The organism is Streptosporangium sp. OZ121 (assembly GCF_051918885.1).
Lineage (GTDB): Bacteria > Actinomycetota > Actinomycetes > Streptosporangiales > Streptosporangiaceae > Streptosporangium.
In genome coordinates this window covers 1-17210 of record NZ_JBPXMC010000031.1, presented here as the reverse complement: position 1 = coordinate 17210, position 17210 = coordinate 1, and the positions used below count along the sequence as shown (strand labels likewise).

Genomic DNA, 17210 nt, shown 5'->3' with positions numbered 1-17210 from the left:
CTCGCAAAACTCCCGAAACTCAGGCCTGGTCGATGCCGGTGATCTTCACCTGGGTGTACCGCTGGCGGTGACCCTGGCGCTTCTTGTACCCCGACTTGTTCTTGTACTTCAGAATCCGGATCTTCGGACCCTTGGTCTCACCGAGAATCTCGGCGGCAACCGTGAACTTGCCCGCCTCGGTGGTCACGTCGCCGTCGTTGACGACGAGGACCGTCGGCAGCGAAACCGTGGAACCGACCTCGCCGGCGACCTTGTCCACTTCAAGGACGTCACCGACGGAGACCTTCTGCTGCCTGCCGCCGCAACGAACGATCGCGTACACCGCGGAACCCTTCTTCTGACTGCTTGCTCGCTGGATGCTGCGCCCCGCATCCGGCTGTGGTCATTGATGACGTACCGGGTAGGCGCGCGAACAGGGCGCGCCATGAGCGCACCGGTTCACCAGGGTACCGGATTGACGGTGTCCTGGTCGAACCGGGCGGAACGTCGGGGGTGCCGGTCTTCGGCCCCGTCCCTGTGCGGGACGGGGTCTAATCGGCCGGCCTGGCCTTGCGGGAGCGTCTCCGCCCCCGGCCAGAAGCCTGTGCTGCCTGACCGTCCTCGTGCTGGACTCCGTCAAGCGCATCGGTCACCGTATCACGGCCCGAGGGGTCACCGGCCGCCACCGCGTGGTTACCGTCCTTGCCGAGCTTCTCCGCTACGGCCTTCTCCACGGCCATCTTGCCCTGGGTGCCGCGCGGCTCGGGCTTGCCCTCGACCGGTTCGGACGAGACGTGCAGGCCACGGCCGTTGCAGCACTCACAGACGGTCGAGAAGGCCTCCAGGAGGCCCTGGCCGACCCGCTTGCGCGTCATCTGGACCAGGCCCAGGGAGGTCACCTCGGCCACCTGGTGCTTGGTACGGTCGCGGGCCAGGCACTCCAGCAGCCGCCGCAGCACCAGGTCCCGGTTGTTCTCCAGCACCATGTCGATGAAGTCGATGACGATGATGCCGCCGATGTCGCGCAACCTGAGCTGGCGGACGATCTCCTCGGCCGCCTCCAGGTTGTTGCGGGTGACGGTCTCCTCGAGGTTGCCGCCCTGGCCGGTGAACTTGCCGGTGTTGACGTCGACCACGGTCATGGCCTCGGTCCTGTCGATCACCAGCGAGCCACCACTGGGCAGCCAGACCTTGCGCTCCATCGCCTTGGCGATCTGCTCGTCGATCCGGTACGCGGCGAAGACGTCGCCGCCCTCCTCCCACCTGCTGAGGCGGTCGGCCAGGTGCGGGGCGACGTAGCGGACGTACTCGTCGACCGTCTCCCACACGTCACCCGCGACGACCAGCGAGGCGAAGTCCTCGTTGAAGACGTCGCGGACCACCCGGACGGTGAGGTCGGGCTCGGAGGAGAGCAACTCGGGCGCGCTCGCCGACTTGGCCTTGCGCTGGATGTTCTCCCACTGCGCCGACAGCCGGGCCACGTCGCGGGCCAGCTCGTCCTCCGACGCGCCCTCGGCGGCCGTACGGACGATGACCCCCGCGTTCTCCGGCATGACCTTCTTCAGGATGCTCTTGAGGCGGGTGCGCTCCTTGTCGGGGAGCTTGCGGCTGATGCCGGTCATCGAGCCGTCGGGCACGTATACCAGGTAACGTCCCGGCAGGCTGATCTGGCTCGTCAGGCGGGCGCCCTTGTGGCCCATCGGGTCCTTGGTGACCTGCACCAGCACCGACTGGCCCGACTTCAGCGCCACCTCGATCCGCTTGGGCTGTCCTTCCAGCCCGGCGGTGTCGAAGTTCACCTCGCCGGCGTACAGGACCGCGTTGCGGCCCTTGCCGATGTCGACGAACGCCGCCTCCATGCTCGGCAGGACGTTCTGCACCTTGCCGAGGTAGACGTTGCCCACGTACGACTGGCTCGCCTCGCGGTTGACGTAGTGCTCGACGAGGACACCGTCCTCCAGCACCGCGATCTGGGTGCGCCCGCCGGTGCGGCGGACCACCATCATGCGCTCGACGGACTCCCTGCGGGCCAGGAACTCCGACTCGGTGATGATCGGCGGACGCCTGCGGCCGAGCTCGCGGCCCTCGCGGCGGCGCTGCTTCTTGGCCTCCAGGCGGGTCGAGCCGCGCACGCTCTGCACCTCGTCCACCGAGGTGCTGCGCCCGGCGCGGGGCGCGCGGATGCGCACCACCGTGTTCGGCGGGTCGTCCGGGACGTCGCCGGGCTCGTCGGTGCCCCTGCGCCTCCTGCGGCGACGCCGGCGCGAGCTGCCGCTCTCCGAGTCGTCGTCCTGCTCGGCCTCCGGCCGCTCCTCGTCGTCCTGCTCGGCCTCGGTCTCCTCGGACTCGTCGAGGTCGCGCGCCTTGCCGCGGCCCCGGCCGCCCCTGCGGCGCCGCCGCCGGCGGCCGCTGCCGTCGTCGTCGCCGTCGGAGTCGTCGTCCTCGATCTCCTCGACGAGCTCGGCCTTCTCGGCCCTGTCGACCTTCTCGGCCTTCGTCTCGGCGGGCTCGGGCTCCGGCTCGGCGGGCTGGACCGGCGCGGGCCGCGTGGCGGGCTGAGCGGCCCGCTGCGGGTCGGGGGCCTGGAACAGCGGCTGGAACACCGCGGCGGGCGCCTGGAAGGTCACCGAGGGAACCTCGGAACGTTCCTGGCCGGCCAGCCCGAAGGGGTCGGCGAACAGGACGGACCGCTCCTCGACGATGTCCTCGCCCGCGGGCTCGTCGTCGAGCGGCTCGTCGGCGGGCAGGTCGAGCAGCAGCTCCGCCTCGACCTCCTCCGCGTCGGCCGGGGACACGTCGGGGACGCTCCGCTCGGCCTGCGGCGCCTCGCGCGGGGCGGCCTTCTTGCGCGTACGGGTGCGCTTGGCGGGAGCGGCGGGCGCCTCCTGGGGCGCGGGCTCGGCTCCGGTCTCGGCCTCGGCCTCGGCGAAAGGCTGGGGGACGGCGAAGGGGTCCGGCACGGCGGGCGGCGTCACCGCGGGCGCCGCGGGCGCCGTCGTCTCCGCGACCGGCGCGGGCCCCGCCTCGGCGGGCTCGACGGGCTCGGCGACCGGCTCGGCCGGCGGCTTCTTCGCACGGCTACGCCGTGTGGTGGTGGTCGTACCGTCCGCCACGGCCGTCTTGCGCCTGCTGGCACGCTTGGGGGCCGCCACCGCGGGCTCCGGCGCCTCGGCCGGTGGCTCCGCCGCGGGTGCGGGGGCCGCGGGCGGCGCGGAAGGCGCGGTCTGCGCGACCGGCGCGGGTGGGGCCGTGACCGCGGGTGCCGGCTCCGGCTCCTCCGGCGGAGGTCCGGCGGGCCGGCTCGCCGCCCTGCGGCGGGTCGCCGGTGGCCGGGTGTCTTCTGTTGTCGTATCCCCGCCAGGGGTGTTCACCCCGGCGATGGGCTCGTTGTCGAGCATGCGGGCGCTCTCCCGTTCAGCTCCCGGGCGCGTCTCCGCGCCGCGCGGGAGCTCTCGTCTCTCACTGTCCGCCAGGCCTGGGGCCCGGCGCCAAGTCCTATATGTCGCCGCCGACGTGCCTGCCCACCGGTTCCGCTTCGCCGCCGCGCGTGATGTCGCGGTCCAGGCCGAACGGATCGGCGGGCTCACCGGTGTGAACGTCCAGCGGGCCCTGCGCCAGCCTGGTCACCTCGGGGGGCACCGGCGGCGCGAAGTCAGCCACAAGACGCAGTCCAGTGAGAACGTCGTCGGGTCGAACGGCAGGAGTTTCGTGCCGTACAACCATGCGAAGTATGACACATGGCTGACTGGACGCCTGACCTGCTGTTGTCTCAGTTCTCTCAAATACCCCGAGGCTCAGCACCGCTTCACGTGCGTCGAAGCGTCGCATCCCCTTCTTCGTAAGGCGTTCGACCTCGATGTGGTCCGTGGCGACGAATTTCTCGGCCGCGGCCCCGGCGAGGGCGAGATCGGCTCCTGGCAGCCGCAGCTCCCACGCCGAGCACTCCATCTGGTCGGCCAGGCTCGCGGAGCCCGCCTCGACGACGTCGAGCACGTCGAGACCGGGCGGCAGCGAGGCGTCCAGAGCGGCTCGCAGCCGCTCGGGGTCACACTCGCGCGTCACGCTGATCTCGAAGTATTCGGCCTCGCTGGCGACCCCGGTGGGGGCGGCCGCTCCCACGTAGGAGATCTTCGGGTGGGGCGAGAAGCCCGCGCTGAACGCCACCGGGACGTCGGCTCTCCGGACCGCCCGTTCGAGGGCCCTGGTGATGTCGCGGTGACTGGTGAAGCGCAGGCGGCCGCGCTTGGCGTAGCGCACGCGCAGGCGCTGCACCACGGGCGCGGGCGGCGGCCCGTCGGGAGCGGGTTTCAGGGTGGTGTCGTCCTTCCCAAGTCGTGGTCGTCGTTTCGGGGGCGGTGCTCACGCACCGCCCACCTCAGACAACCGTCAGTGGCAGCAGCTTCTTCCCGGTGGGCCCGATCTGGATCTCGGTCCCCATCGTGGGGCAGACGCCGCAGTCGTAACACGGGGTCCAGCGGCAGTCCTCGACCTCGACGTCGTTGACCGCGTCCTGCCAGTCCTGCCAGAGCCACTCGCGGTCGAGACCGGCGTCGAGGTGGTCCCAGGGCAGGACCTCGTTCTCCTCGCGCTCGCGCGTGGTGTACCAGTCGACGTCGACGCCGACCTCGGCGGCGGCGTCCATCCAGCGCTGGTAGGAGAAGTGCTCGCTCCAGCCGTCGAACCGGCCGCCCCCCGCCCACACCTCGCGGATGACCTTCCCGACCCGGCGGTCTCCCCGGGAGAGCAGGCCCTCCACGATCGAGGGCTTGCCGTCGTGGTAGCGAAGGCCGATGGCACGTCCGTAGTCCCGGTCGCCGCGCAGGGCGTCCTTCAAGGCCTTGAGCCTGCGGTCGACCGTCTCGTGGTCGGCCTGGCCGGCCCACTGGAACGGGGTGTGCGGCTTGGGAACGAAACCGCCGATGGAGACCGTGCAGCGGACGTCGCGCGACCCGGTGGCCTCGCGGCCCGCCTTGATGACCTTCTTGGCCAGGTCGGCGATGCCCTGGACGTCGGCGTCCTCCTCGGTGGGCAGGCCGCACATGAAGTAGAGCTTCACCTGCCGCCAGCCCTGGGTGTACGCGGTGGTGACCGTCCTGATCAGGTCCTCCTCGGTGACCATCTTGTTGATCACCTTGCGCATCCGCTCGGAACCGCCCTCGGGAGCGAACGTCAGGCCCGAGCGGCGGCCGTTGCGCGAGAACTCGTTGGCCAGGTCGATGTTGAAGGCGTCGACCCGGGTCGAGGGCAGCGACAGGGAGGTGTTGGTGCCCTCGTAGCGGTCGGCCAGCCCCTTGGCGACCTCGCCGATCTCGGAGTGGTCGGCCGAGGAGAGCGACAGCAGGCCGACCTCGTTGAAGCCGGACGCCTTGACGCCCGCCTCGACCATGTCGCCGATCGTGGTGATCGAGCGCTCCCGCACCGGACGGGTGATCATGCCTGCCTGGCAGAACCGGCACCCCCGGGTGCAGCCGCGGAAGATCTCCACGCTGAACCGCTCGTGCACGGTCTCGGCCAGCGGGACCAGCGGCTTCTTGGGGTAGGGCCACTCGTCCAGGTCCATCACGGTGTGCTTGTGGATCCGCCACGGCACGCCCGACCTGTTGGGCGCGACGCGCTGGATCCGGCCGTCGGCGTGGTAGTCGACGTCGTAGAACTTCGGCACGTAGACCCCGCCGGACTCGGCCAGCCGCATCAGCAGCCCGTCGCGCCCGCCGGGCCTGCCCTCGGCCTTCCACTCGCGGATGACCTCGGTGATCGCGATGGCGATCTGCTCCCCGTCGCCCAGCACGGCGGCGTCGAGGAAGTCGGCGATCGGTTCGGGGTTGAACGCCGCGTGACCGCCGGCCAGCACGATCGGGTCGTCCTCGCCCCGGTCGGCCGCCTCCAGCGGGATGCCCGCCAGATCCAGCGCGGTCAGCATGTTGGTGTAGCCGAGCTCGGTCGAGAAGGAGAGCCCGAGCACGTCGAACGCCCGTACGGGCCGGTGCGCGTCGACCGTGAACTGGGGCACGCCCTCGGAGCGCATGAGCGCCTCGAGGTCGGGCCAGACCGCGTAGGTCCGCTCGGCAAGCGTCTCCGGCAGCTCGTTGAGGATCTCGTAGAGAATCTGGACGCCCTGGTTGGGCAGCCCGACCTCGTAGGCGTCCGGATACATCAGCGCCCAGCGGACCGTGGCCTCGTCCCAGTCCTTGACGGTCGAGTTGAGCTCACCTCCGACATACTGGATCGGCTTCTGCACCCTGGGCAGGAGCGCTTCCAGGCGGGGAAACAGCGACTCGACAGACATGCCTTCAAGAATATCCGCCTGGAGAGGGTGCCACAGGCGGTCGTCGCCCGCTCACGGCGAGCCTGGCCGGTGACGCGGCTCCTCACGGGCGGTGCGAACGCCGCACGCGGCACGCGGCACGGGTGCGGAAACGGTCACCGGAGCGGCTGCCTGCGCATGTGGATCGCCTGGAGCAGGCCGAAGGCGATCATATTGGCGAAGGTGGCGGTGCCGCCGTAGGAGACGAACGGCAGGGGAAGGCCGGTGATCGGCATGATCCCGATGGTCATCCCGATGTTGACGAACGACTGGAAGGCCAGCCAGCACACGATCGAACCGGCCACCAGCGCGCCGAACCGGTCGTCACACTCGCGTGCGATCCGCACCCCGCGCACCAGGATCACCCCGAGCAGCGCCACCACGGTGACCGAGCCGAGGAAACCGAACTCCTCCCCCGCCACCGTGAAGATGAAGTCGGTGTGCTGCTCGGGCACGAAACGGCCGGTGGTCTGGCCACCCCCGAACAACCCCTTGCCGAACACCTCCCCCGACCCGATCGCGATCAGCGACTGGGTGCTGTTGTAGCCGACGCCGCGAGGATCGCTGGCCGGGTTGAGGAACGCGGTGAACCGGGCGATCTGGTACGGCTCCAGGACGTCGAGGAACCACACGGCCACCCCCGCGCCGACCACGCTGAGGGTGAGCCCGGCGATCCAGCGTTTGCGGACCCCCGCCACGACGATCGTGCCGGCGGTGATCACCCCGATGACCATCGTGGTGCCCAGGTCGGGCTGGAGCATCACCAGGCCCATGGTGAACATGGACACCACCAGCGCGATCACGACGTCGAACCCGCGTGGTCGGTCGGTGCCCCTGACGGGCTGGGTCAGCAGCATGGCGAGCATCAGCACCAGGCCGAGCTTGGCGAACTCCGACGGCTGGAACGCGAAACCGCCGCCCAGCATGATCCACGAGTGGGCGCCGTTCACGGTGCTGCCGAGCGGCGTGATCACCAGGATCAGCCCGACCAGCGTCGCGCCGTAGATCAGCGGCGCGAAGACCCGCAGCGCCCGATGGTCCACCATCGCGGCCGTACCGGCCAGCACGGCACCGATGACGAGGTTGAGGATGTGCTTCTTGACCAGCCCCGTGGAGCCGGCCGCCCACGTCCTGGTCGACGACCAGACCAGCATCGTGCCGATCACCGCCAGCGCGGCGACGGCGACCAGCATCAGCCCGTCCATCCGGCCCACCGTGGAGGCGGCCGCCACCGTCCGGCCGGCCAGGGACGCCCTCGGCGGCGCGGCCGACCGGTTCACGCCGCCCCCCCGGCGGACGTCACCACCGGCGCCCCCGCGAGCCCCACCGCGGACATCGCGGCGGAGACCATGGCGGGCACGCTTGTGGACGCCCGCGCGAATGCTCCCTCCCACACAGGCACAGGCACAGGCGCCGGCGTCATCGAGATCGTCATCGCGCCACCGTCCCGTCCTTGGCGATCACCGGGAGCGCCCTCGCCGGGCGCCCGCCCGGCAGGACCGAGGAGGACGGCTTCCCGTCAGGCTTGAAGCCGTAGATGCCCTCGTAGATCTTCCGTACCGCCGGAGCCGCGGTCTGACCGCCCATCCCGCCCTGGGACACCATGGCGACGATCACGAACCGCGGCTTGTCCGTCGGGGCGAACGAGGCGAACCAGGACGTGTCAGCCTTGCCGTAGACCTCGGCGGTGCCGGTCTTCCCACCGATCTTGACCTTGTCCATGGGGAACCCCGAGAAGGCCCCGGCCGCGGTGCCGTCGGAGGCGACCTCGCTCAGCGCGCCCTTGATGTAGGCCCGCTCCTCCCGCGTGATCGGCAGTTTGCCCACCACCGGCACCTTGATCTCCTTGACCTTGGTTCCGTCGGGACGCACCAGCGCCCAGCCCACCCTGGGGCTGCGCAGCTTGCCGTCCCCGACCAGCGCCGCGTAGGCCGCCGCCAGCTGCAGCGGCGTCACCAGCACGTCGCCCTGCCCGATGGAGAAGTTGGCGGCGTCACCCGGTCGCCACTGGAATCCCTCCAGGCAGTTCTCGTACGCCAGCCGCTTGAGGAACGCGGCCCTGCTGGGACTGCTCTTGGCCACCTCCGGATAGCCGGTCTTGGACCGCCTGCAGTTGTCCTCCTTGGTCACCGCCCAGAGCGCCTTCTTCCACGCCCGGTCGGGGATCCTGCCCGGCGACTCGCCCGGCAGGTCGATGCCCGTGGGACGGCCGAACCCGTAGGCGCGCGCCATGTTCGCCATCGGCTCCTTGGGCCTCCCCTTGGGATTGAGTCCGCCGTCGCGCAGCCACTGCTCGTACGCCGCCCGGTAGAAGATCGTGTCGCACGACTTCACCAGCGCCATGTGCAGGTTGAGGACGCCCAGCCCGATGCCGCGGAAGTTGTTGAACGGCCGGTCGCCGACCATGAAGGACCCCGGGCAGTCGTACTTGCCGTGCAGCGGGTAGCCGTCCCTGAGCATCGCCGACACCGACGACACCTTGAACGTCGAACCGGGCGCGAACTCGCCCTTGATCGCCCTCGACACCAGCGGCTTGCCGGTCTTGCCGGACAGCAGGCGCTGGTACTCCGTCTCGGAGATGCCCCCGCTCCAGACCGCCGGATCGTACGTCGGCGCGCTGGCCAGCGCGATCACCCGGCTGGTCCTCGCGTCCAGCACCACCGCCGCCGCCCCGTCGGCCTTGGGCGCGCCCTTCATCGCCTCGGCCAGCGCCTTCTCCGCCAGGGTCTGCACCTTGGCGTCGATGCTGGTGATGAGCGTGTCGCCCGGGATCGGCGACACGTGCCGCTCCACCCCGATGACCTTGCCGAGCCGGTCGACCTGCACCCGCCGCATCCCCGGCGTTCCCCGCAGCGGCACGTCGTAGACCGACTCCAGGCCGTCCCTGCCCACCAGGTCGACCCCGGAGAACGCCGCCCTGAGCCCGTCGCGCCTGTCCAGCTCCTCCTGCGTGATCGGCTGCAGGTAGCCGAGCGCCTGTGCGCCCGCGCCCTTGCGCGGGTACTCCCGCACCGCCTGCACCTCGGCCGTGACCCCGGGGAACTCCTCCTGCCGCTCCAGGATCTGCAGGGCCTCGCGCGTGGTGACGTCGACGTCGATGGGAATCGGCTGGTACGGGGACCCCGGCCAGCAGGGGCGGGCGATCCCGGGGCCGCACGCCCTGATCCGCTCCCGCAGCTCGGTGGGACGGCGTCCGAGCACGCCGGCCAGCCTCTGGAGCACCTCCTGACCGTTGCCCGCCATCCGGTTCAGGCGCGTACGGTCGACCGAGACCACCAGCGTGGTCCGGTTGCGCACCAGCGGACGGCCCGTCGCGTCGAGGATCTGCCCACGCACCGCGGGAACGACGACGTCACGCGTGCGCGTCTCGGTCGCGGCCTTCACGTACTCCGTACCGCGCACCACCTGCACCTGCCAGAGCCTTACGGCGAGCAGCGCCAGCATCGACACCACCAGCACCTGCACCACGACCAGCCGCCCCCGCATCAGGCCCATGCCCCATCCTCCCCGCGCATCCGGCCGAAACCCCCGGCCCCCGACCCGCCCGGCCTCCCGCTCCCCTCGCGGCGAGACCCGCCGCGACCCCACGGCGTACGAGGCCGCGTACGTGGCCTCATAGGCGACTCCGCATGACGTGCCGGGACACCTGGATGGGGCGCGACTCCGGCCCTCGGACGAGCCTTCGCACCATCCACACCACGGGTGGCGCGGCGAGCAGGTTGTAGGCCATCGCCTGCGGCAACACCGTCGTCAGCATGGAGACCCCGGTCCGCGGATCCCCCACCAGCGCGCCGGTCACCAGGGCGACCACGGGACCGGCGACCGCGCAGGCCATCGCCGCGAGCGGCCCCGCGCCCGGCTGGCTCTCCACCGCGCGTCCCGCCATGAAACCCATGAGGCAGAACACGAGCGCGTTGTGCCCGAGCAGGTGCGCCGCCGGCGGCAGCAGGTCGCTGACGAGCCCGGCGGCGAAACCCATGACCGCCCCCGCGGCGGCCCCGCGCGCCAGCGCGTACCCCACCACGGCGAGCAGCACCAGATCCGGTGCGGCATGCCCGGGCAGCGGCAGCCTGTTGACGACGGTCACCTGGACGATCATGATCCCCAGGAGCAGCAGCACGAAGGCCGCGTTGCGGCCCATCCCGTCAGGCCCCCTCTCGCCGGCCGCGAGGAGCCTCCGCCTCACGCGGGCCGGAGTCGGGTGAGCGTGGCGTGGACCGCTCCGGCGTCGAGGCCTTCGTCTCGCGCGGACCGGGCGGGAGCACCGCGTCACGCGGGTCGCGGTGCGGCGCCCGTACCACCACGCCGACCACGTCCAGCGCGGTGAGATCGGCGGACGGCCGCGCGTACGCGATGCGGGTCAGCTCACCCGGCGTGGCCTCCACCCGCTCCACCACCCCGATCGGCACCCCCGCCACGTACGGCGCGCCACGCTGGGAGCCGAAACTCACGATGCGGTGGCCCGGGGTGATCGGCGCGGTCGAGTCGAGCAACCGGAAGCGGACCAGGCGGCCGTGCTCCCCCACGCCGTGCACCACCCCGATCTCGTTGCTGCCCTCCAGCCGGGCCCCGGCCGCCGAGGCGGGGTCGCTGAGCAGGACCACCGTCGAGGTGGACGGGCCCACCTGGACCACCCTGCCGACCAGGCCGTCGGCGTTCAGCACGGTCATCTCCGGGCGCACCCCGTCGGCGCGTCCCACGTCGAGTTCGACGGCATCCTCGAACCCGGGGGCGCCGCGCCGGGCGATCACCTGGGTGGGCAGGATCCGGTATCCGCCGGTCCCCGCGACACCGAGCAGCCTGCGAAGCTCCCGGGATCGCCCCCGATCGAGACTCTGTGCCGCCAGGTCGTGCCTGAGCCGCTGGTTCTCCGCGCGCAGCCGCTCGATACGAGCGCGCGCCGAGGGAGCCCCGGCCATCGTCTCGAAAAACTCGCCGACCGGCCGCACGAGCCCCGCCCCCGCGCTCTCCGCGGCGCCGAACAGCGTCGTGCCGGCCGTCCTGAGCGGACCGAACGGCGACTCCGTGACCGAACGATGGTCGATGGTCACGAGCACGAGTGCGGCGGCCAGCAGCAACCCCAGGTTGACCCGTGCCCGGCGGGTGTCCTTCATCAGTGCCGCGGCTCGGGAACCAGGACCTGCTGCAAGGCGTCGAAGTCCTCGACGCACTTGCCCGAGCCGAGCGCGACGGAGTCGAGGGCGTTGTCGACGAGGTGGATCGGCATGCCGGTCTCGGCCTTCAGCCGCTCGTCCATGCCCTTGAGGAGCGCCCCGCCCCCGGTGAGGGCGATCCCGCGGTCCATCAGGTCTCCGGAAAGCTCGGGCGGGCACTTGTCGAGCGTCGTCTTGACCGCGTCGACGATCACGTTCAACGGCTCCTCGATGGCCTTGCGGATCTCCGCGGCCGACACCACGATCGTCTTGGGCAGGCCGCTGACCAGGTCGCGGCCCCGGATCTCGGCGTGACTCTCCTCGGGGAGCATGCACGCGGAGCCGATGGCCATCTTGATCTCCTCGGCGGTGCGCTCGCCGAGCATGAGCGAGTGCTCCTTCTTGGCGAAGGCGATGATCGCCTGGTCCATCTCGTCGCCGCCCACCCTGATCGACTGGCTGGTGACCACGCCACCCATCGAGATGATCGCCACCTCGGTGGTGCCACCGCCTATGTCGATCACCATGTTGCCGGTGGGCTCGTGCACCGGGAGCCCGGCGCCGATCGCGGCGGCCATGGGCTCCTCGACGATGTAGACCCTGCGCGCGCCCGCCTGGTAACCGGCCTCCTTGACCGCTCGCTGCTCTACCCCGGTGATCCCGCTCGGCACGGCGATGATGATGCGCGGCTTGGCGAAGTGGCGGCGCTTGTGCACCCGCTGGATGAAATAGCGCAGCATGCGCTCGGTGACGTCGAAGTCGGCGATGACGCCGTCCTTGAGCGGGCGGATGGCCACGATGTTGCCGGGAGTGCGGCCTATCATCCGCTTGGCCTCGATACCAACAGCCACGATCTTCCCCGTCGCGGTGTTGATCGCTACGACGGACGGCTCGTTGAGCACGATCCCGCGACCTCGCACGTACACGAGGGTGTTCGCGGTGCCGAGGTCGACCGCCATGTCACGGCCCAGAAAAGCAAGATTGCTGCCCATGAGGAAGGCCGGCCTCCTTCCGTCAGGTCGTCGGCGAAAACTACGGAACGCACTCGAATCGTAACGTGACGTACCCACCATTGAGCGCAATGAGGCGGCCTGCCGCAGCAAAATCTTGGGTTGGCCGAATACACCGGGCCCCGCCGTCCACAAGGACGGCGGGGCCCGGCAAACGCGGCGAAAGCGTGCGTTTAGAAGCGATCCGGGAAGAAGATCTTGATCTCCCTTGCGGCGGACTCGGGAGAGTCGGAACCGTGGACGACGTTCTCGCCGATCTCCAGGGCGTGGTCGCCGCGGATGGTGCCGGGCGCGGACTTGACGGGGTCGGTGAGGCCGGCGAGACCGCGGAAGGCCTCGATGGCGCGCGGCCCCTCGAGCACCAGCGCGACCAGCGGGCCGGAGGTGATGAACTCCACCAGCTCGCCGAAGAACGGCCGCTCGGAGTGCTCGGCGTAGTGCGCCTTGGCGGTGTCGACGTCCAGGGTGCGCAGCTCCAGCGCCACGACCTTCAGACCCTTGCGCTCGACGCGGGCGATCACATCGCCGATGAGACCACGTGCCACACCGTCGGGCTTGATCAGGACAAGGGTGCGCTCGGACACTGAAGTTCTCCTTTGAACATGTATGGGTCGCGGACTGCGGTAATCGCGCGAAGTTTACCGTCCTTCGCGCGATTCCCCGTGGTCGGCGAGGTCACTGGAGGACGGGCCCGTTCCCCGGGCCGTCCTCGGGCGAGGGCGCGGGCGGTGGCACCACCACGGGCGGCGCGACGACCTTCTCCTGCTCGGTCTCCGTCTCCGGCTCGGGGTCGCGCTCGGGGACGCGGTCGGGCTCGTGCCGGGGCCTGGGCCTGCCGCCCTTGCCCGCCCCGTGCCCGCCCCCGCTGACGGCCATGGACCCGCTCATGGATTCGGTCGCCGCCATGGGCCCGGCCTCGGGATCCGGGCGGACCTGCGGCTGCGGGCCGGCCGCGGCCTCGGACCGCGGCCGCACCACCGCGTGTCTCACCTGCCCGGCCTGCCCGTCCCGTTCCGGCTGCCTGCTCTGCCCGGTCTGCTTGGACTGGCCGGTCTGCCCGGCCTGCTTGGCGGGTCCAGCCTGCTTGGGAGGTCCTGACGCCGTCGCGGCCGGCCACGCGCCGCCGGCGAGATCGACCTCCCCCGCCGGGGAGGGCACCAGCCCGGAGGCGGAACCCGCGCCGGAGGAGGCGCCGGCCGCACCGGCCAGGGTGTCTCGCGTATCTCTCCCGTCCCTCCCGTCCCTCGTATCCCAGGTGCTCACCGGGGTGCCGGGCAGGAGGCGGGCCAGGACGGCGCCGAGCACGATCACCACGAGCACCAGGCCGCCCCCGATCAGCGCCCACAGATGCAGGGCGTCCACGAAACCGTCGACCAGCGCCTGTGGGGTCGTGGCCTCCTCCAGGCGGGTGACCTGGACACCGCTGCCCAGCAGGAAGCCCACGAGCACCGCGGGGAAGAACAACGACAGCGCCAGGAGTGCGGCCCCCTCGCCGCAGGAGCGCAGCGCGCCGGTGAGCGCCGCCGAGGCACCACCCGCGAGCAGCGCGAACGGGAGGATCAGCGGGAGCCCGCCCGGCGCGGGAAGGAACAGCCTCACGGCGCACAGGCCCGCGACCATCACCACGAGCCCGCCCGCGGTGACCATGGGCATGGCCAGGTGACCCAACCGGTTCGCCAGCGCGGCGGACAGGAGGCCCACCAGCGCGGCGATCGCGAAAGCCGGCCACAGACCGGACAGGCCCGGACCTCCCAGCCCGCCGAGTTCGACGTAGGTGATCTGGGCGGCGGTCGGCAGGGCGACGACGCCGACCGCGACCATCACGTAGGCCGGCGCCCGGCCGACGGCGCCCTTCGAGGCGCCGGAGGAGGCCAGGGCCAGCAGGACGACGACGGATACCAGCGCCGCGCGGATCACCAGGCTCGGCGACCAGTCGAACGTGCTGCCCAGGGCGAGGGCCGCGACGCCCGCGGCGGGCACCACCACCCACAGCGTGCGCCCGCGTTCCGCGACGACCCGGACGGGACCGGCACTCTCGCCCTCCTTCAGCCACAGCACCAGGTAGAGCGCGGCGAGCACGAGCGCGACCCCGGTGAGCATCGGGTACGGCTGGAGGGTGACCCGCCAGGAGTCGACCTGGTCGAGGGGCCACAGGGCGAGCGCCTGGGCGGCCAGGAGGCTCGCCGTCAACGCGGCCGCCCACACGGCCCTCAGGAGCACCGAACGCCCCCACACGGCCATCAAGGTGGCCGGGACCAGCAGGCCCGCACCGACCCCGTGCAGGACCCGCAGGACCCCCACCAGCGCCGTGGACCCGGCGTACCCGCCGGCCGCGTCGGCGAAGGCGAGCAGGGTCAGCCCCGCGACCATCATCGGGGCCGCCCTCATCCGGTGCACGGCCACCGCCGCCACCGGCACGGTCAGGACCATCGCGGGAAGCGCCAGCCCGTGCGCCCTGATCATCGCTATCTGCGAGATGTCCGGCGGCAGGAGGGCGGCGACCACCGAGATGGTGTTGGGAATGGCGACGATCGCCAGCGGCAGCACTACCGCGACGAGCAGTCCGAGGACGACGTCGAGCACCAGGGAGACACGGAGTGCCCGAACCAGGCCCGTGGGCCCGCTGGACACCGCCCGAGTCGGTTGGATGGGAGGGACGGCCATGTTGGCCGACTTTAGCGAGAAGTCACGCCCTCGACACGGCGAGCGACGAATATCGCTGTGATCCACAGCGCGGCGAAGATCGCTCCGAGGAAGAACATGGTCGGGACCATGAGGCCGGACGCGATGGCGAGCACCTGGATCACGCTTCCCGCGACATAGGCGAAAGGCCGCTTGAGCAGGCCTATCACCACCACGCAAAGGAGCGCCAGGCCAAGGCCGACGGTGGCCGCGACGGCCGGTTCGATCCCCTGCGTGTTGATGGCGACCGGCGTGAACAGGCCAACGACTATCGCCTCCATACCGAGCACGCTGGCGCAGAGACGCCTCATCCCCGGAGTGACCGTGATCATTTTCCGCTCCTCCAGAGTCGCCTCGGCCATGTCCCACCCGCCGTACCCGACCGGCTCGTCCTGCTGTGCCGCCCCACTGCGTTTCGTTCTTTCACCGCGTCGTGTCCACTCGGCGCGTTCTGCCCGGGTACCGCGTCTCGTCGCTCATCCTGCCCCGGCCGCTCACTGCGCTTCGTCCGCCTTGAGCAGGAGCCGTGCGTCACCGGCGGTCACCACCGACCCGGTGATCAGCACCCCCGCCCCGCTGAACTCGCCCATGGCGTCGACCAGGCCGATCGCCCGGTCGATCGCGCTGTCCAGCCGCTCGACCTGGTACACCCGGTCAAGACCGAAGATCTCCTCGGCCAGCGCGGCGAGATCGTCCACGTCCATGGACCTCGGCGAGGAGTTCCTGGTCACCACGATCTCGTCCATCATCGGTTCCAGCAGCTCCAGGATGCCCTGGACGTCCTTGTCCTCGAACACCGCCACCACGCCGATGAGCTTCGCGAAGTCGAAGGATTCCTGCACGGCGTCCAGGCTGGCCCGCATCCCCGCCGGGTTGTGCGCGGCGTCGACGACCACCGTGGGCCCCCGGCGAACCACCTCGAGCCTGCCGGGCGAACGCACCTGCAGGAACGCCTGCCGCACCAGCTCCGCGTCCAGAGGCTCGTCCCCGCCGGTCAGCGCCTCCACCGCGGCCAGCGCGCAGGCGGCGTTGCTCGCCTGGTGGGCACCGTACAGGGGAAGCAGGATGTCCTCGTACGTTCCCTTGAGCCCCTTGAGCCGGAGCAGTTGCCCGCCGATGGCGAGCTCCCTGCTCAGCACGCCGAACTCCAGTCCCTCACGTGCCACGGTGGCACCGGTCTCGGCCGCCTGCCTCATCAGCACCGAGGCCGCTGGGAGCTCCTGCTGCGCGAGCACCGCGGTCGCACCGGGTTTGATGATGCCGGCCTTCTCCCCGGCGATCGTCTCGACGTCGGGCCCGAGGTAGTCGACGTGGTCGAGGGAGATGGGCGTGATGACCGCCACGGCACCGTCGGCGACGTTGGTGGCGTCGGTGATGCCCCCCATTCCCGTCTCGATGACCGCGACGTCCACCGGAGCGTCGGCGAAGGCGGCGAACGCCATCGCGGTGAGAGTCTCGAAGAAGGAGAGCCGCCGCCCCTGGGCGTCCACCATCTCCAGGTAGGGCGCGATGTCCTCGTACACCTCGACGAAGCGCTCCTCGCTGAGCGGGGCGCCGTCCACGCTGATGCGCTCGCGCATGGAAACGAGGTGAGGGCTGGTGAAGCGGCCGACCCGCAGGTTGCGCTCACGCAGGAGCGCTTCGATCATCCGGGTCGTACTCGACTTGCCGTTCGTACCGGCCACGTGCACCACGGGATAGGAGTGCTGCGGAGAGCCGAGCAGATCCACGAGCGCGGCGATCCTGTCGAGGCTGGGCTCGAAGTTCCACTCGACGCCACGCTGCATGATCGCTTGTTCAACCGCTCGATAGTCCACGTCTCCAGCCTACTGACGTTCCGGGCGGGTTCCGGACAGGGCCGTAAAGGCTGGTGCAACGCGGACCCCGTGTCACATAAAACTCTGCAGGCCGAGAAATCCAAGCGCGAGATCACACCGGGGCGGAGGCCGCTGGGAAGGCTCCGGAAAGGACACCGAGCAGGCCCCGAAACAGTGTTAGGAAAGCTCCGGAAAGGGCCCCGAAGAGAGCCCCGAGCAGACCCCGAAACGGGTCGCGGACAGATCCCAGAAAAGGGGTTCGAAA

13 protein-coding genes are annotated in these 17210 nt (G+C 70.8%); all 13 read right to left on the bottom strand.

All coding sequences use genetic code 11. From position 1 onward, the window contains the following. Positions 1–19 precede the first annotated feature (19 nt). Positions 20–322: a 50S ribosomal protein L21 gene (gene rplU, locus ACTOQ1_RS35705; RefSeq protein ID WP_030924785.1), complete on the bottom strand. Its 303-nt coding sequence runs from the start codon at positions 320–322 to the stop codon at positions 20–22. A 208-nt stretch (positions 323–530) separates the two neighbouring features. Then, positions 531–3377, bottom strand: coding sequence for an Rne/Rng family ribonuclease (locus ACTOQ1_RS35700; protein ID WP_440072393.1), 2847 nt, complete (start codon positions 3375–3377; stop codon positions 531–533). A 97-nt stretch (positions 3378–3474) separates the two neighbouring features. Next, a complete protein-coding gene (locus tag ACTOQ1_RS35695) occupies positions 3475–4254 on the bottom strand; it encodes a TIGR03936 family radical SAM-associated protein (protein WP_362847973.1) in 780 nt (259 codons plus the stop codon). Between the two features lie 100 nt (positions 4255–4354). Continuing rightward, on the bottom strand, positions 4355–6265 hold the full coding sequence (locus tag ACTOQ1_RS35690; RefSeq protein ID WP_440072392.1) for a TIGR03960 family B12-binding radical SAM protein: 1911 nt from the start codon (positions 6263–6265) through the stop codon (positions 4355–4357). Positions 6266–6399: 134 nt separating this feature from the next. Continuing rightward, positions 6400–7563: a rod shape-determining protein RodA gene (rodA, locus tag ACTOQ1_RS35685; protein WP_440072391.1), complete on the bottom strand. Its 1164-nt coding sequence runs from the start codon at positions 7561–7563 to the stop codon at positions 6400–6402. Positions 7564–7714: 151 nt separating this feature from the next. Beyond that, positions 7715–9778: a penicillin-binding protein 2 gene (gene mrdA / locus ACTOQ1_RS35680; RefSeq protein ID WP_440072390.1), complete on the bottom strand. Its 2064-nt coding sequence runs from the start codon at positions 9776–9778 to the stop codon at positions 7715–7717. 118 nt (positions 9779–9896) lie between these two features. Continuing rightward, a complete protein-coding gene (gene mreD, locus ACTOQ1_RS35675) occupies positions 9897–10424 on the bottom strand; it encodes a rod shape-determining protein MreD (protein WP_440072389.1) in 528 nt (175 codons plus the stop codon). 4 nt (positions 10425–10428) lie between these two features. Further along, positions 10429–11397 (bottom strand): rod shape-determining protein MreC, encoded by a 969-nt coding sequence (gene mreC / locus ACTOQ1_RS35670; RefSeq protein WP_440072388.1) that lies wholly within the window; start codon positions 11395–11397, stop codon positions 10429–10431. Further along, positions 11397–12428: a rod shape-determining protein gene (locus ACTOQ1_RS35665; RefSeq protein ID WP_436764047.1), complete on the bottom strand. Its 1032-nt coding sequence runs from the start codon at positions 12426–12428 to the stop codon at positions 11397–11399. Before ACTOQ1_RS35665 ends, mreC begins: the two co-directional genes overlap by 1 nt. A 191-nt stretch (positions 12429–12619) precedes the next feature. Next, entirely contained in the window at positions 12620–13030 is a 411-nt protein-coding gene (gene ndk / locus ACTOQ1_RS35660) for a nucleoside-diphosphate kinase (RefSeq protein WP_362869443.1), read from the bottom strand. A 91-nt stretch (positions 13031–13121) separates the two neighbouring features. Next, complete coding sequence (locus ACTOQ1_RS35655; RefSeq protein WP_440072387.1) at positions 13122–15110, bottom strand: hypothetical protein; 1989 nt, start codon at positions 15108–15110, stop codon at positions 13122–13124. An 11-nt stretch (positions 15111–15121) separates the two neighbouring features. Continuing rightward, positions 15122–15460, bottom strand: a complete 339-nt coding sequence (locus tag ACTOQ1_RS35650; RefSeq protein ID WP_362847994.1) for a DUF4233 domain-containing protein — start codon at positions 15458–15460, stop codon at positions 15122–15124. 162 nt (positions 15461–15622) lie between these two features. Further along, entirely contained in the window at positions 15623–16915 is a 1293-nt protein-coding gene (locus tag ACTOQ1_RS35645) for a bifunctional folylpolyglutamate synthase/dihydrofolate synthase (RefSeq protein ID WP_440072467.1), read from the bottom strand. Positions 16916–17210: the final 295 nt, after the last annotated feature.

Coding starts and splice junctions, on each gene's coding strand:
- ACTOQ1_RS35700 (WP_440072393.1), bottom strand. CDS start 3,377: ATGCTCGACAACGAGCCCATCGCCGGGGTGAACACCCCTGGCGGGGAT.
- ACTOQ1_RS35690 (WP_440072392.1), bottom strand. CDS start 6,265: ATGTCTGTCGAGTCGCTGTTTCCCCGCCTGGAAGCGCTCCTGCCCAGG.
- mrdA (WP_440072390.1), bottom strand. CDS start 9,778: ATGGGCCTGATGCGGGGGCGGCTGGTCGTGGTGCAGGTGCTGGTGGTG.
- mreD (WP_440072389.1), bottom strand. CDS start 10,424: ATGGGCCGCAACGCGGCCTTCGTGCTGCTGCTCCTGGGGATCATGATC.
- mreC (WP_440072388.1), bottom strand. CDS start 11,397: ATGAAGGACACCCGCCGGGCACGGGTCAACCTGGGGTTGCTGCTGGCC.
- ACTOQ1_RS35665 (WP_436764047.1), bottom strand. CDS start 12,428: ATGGGCAGCAATCTTGCTTTTCTGGGCCGTGACATGGCGGTCGACCTC.
- ACTOQ1_RS35655 (WP_440072387.1), bottom strand. CDS start 15,110: ATGGCCGTCCCTCCCATCCAACCGACTCGGGCGGTGTCCAGCGGGCCC.
- ACTOQ1_RS35650 (WP_362847994.1), bottom strand. CDS start 15,460: ATGATCACGGTCACTCCGGGGATGAGGCGTCTCTGCGCCAGCGTGCTC.
- ACTOQ1_RS35645 (WP_440072467.1), bottom strand. CDS start 16,915: ATGCAGCGTGGCGTCGAGTGGAACTTCGAGCCCAGCCTCGACAGGATC.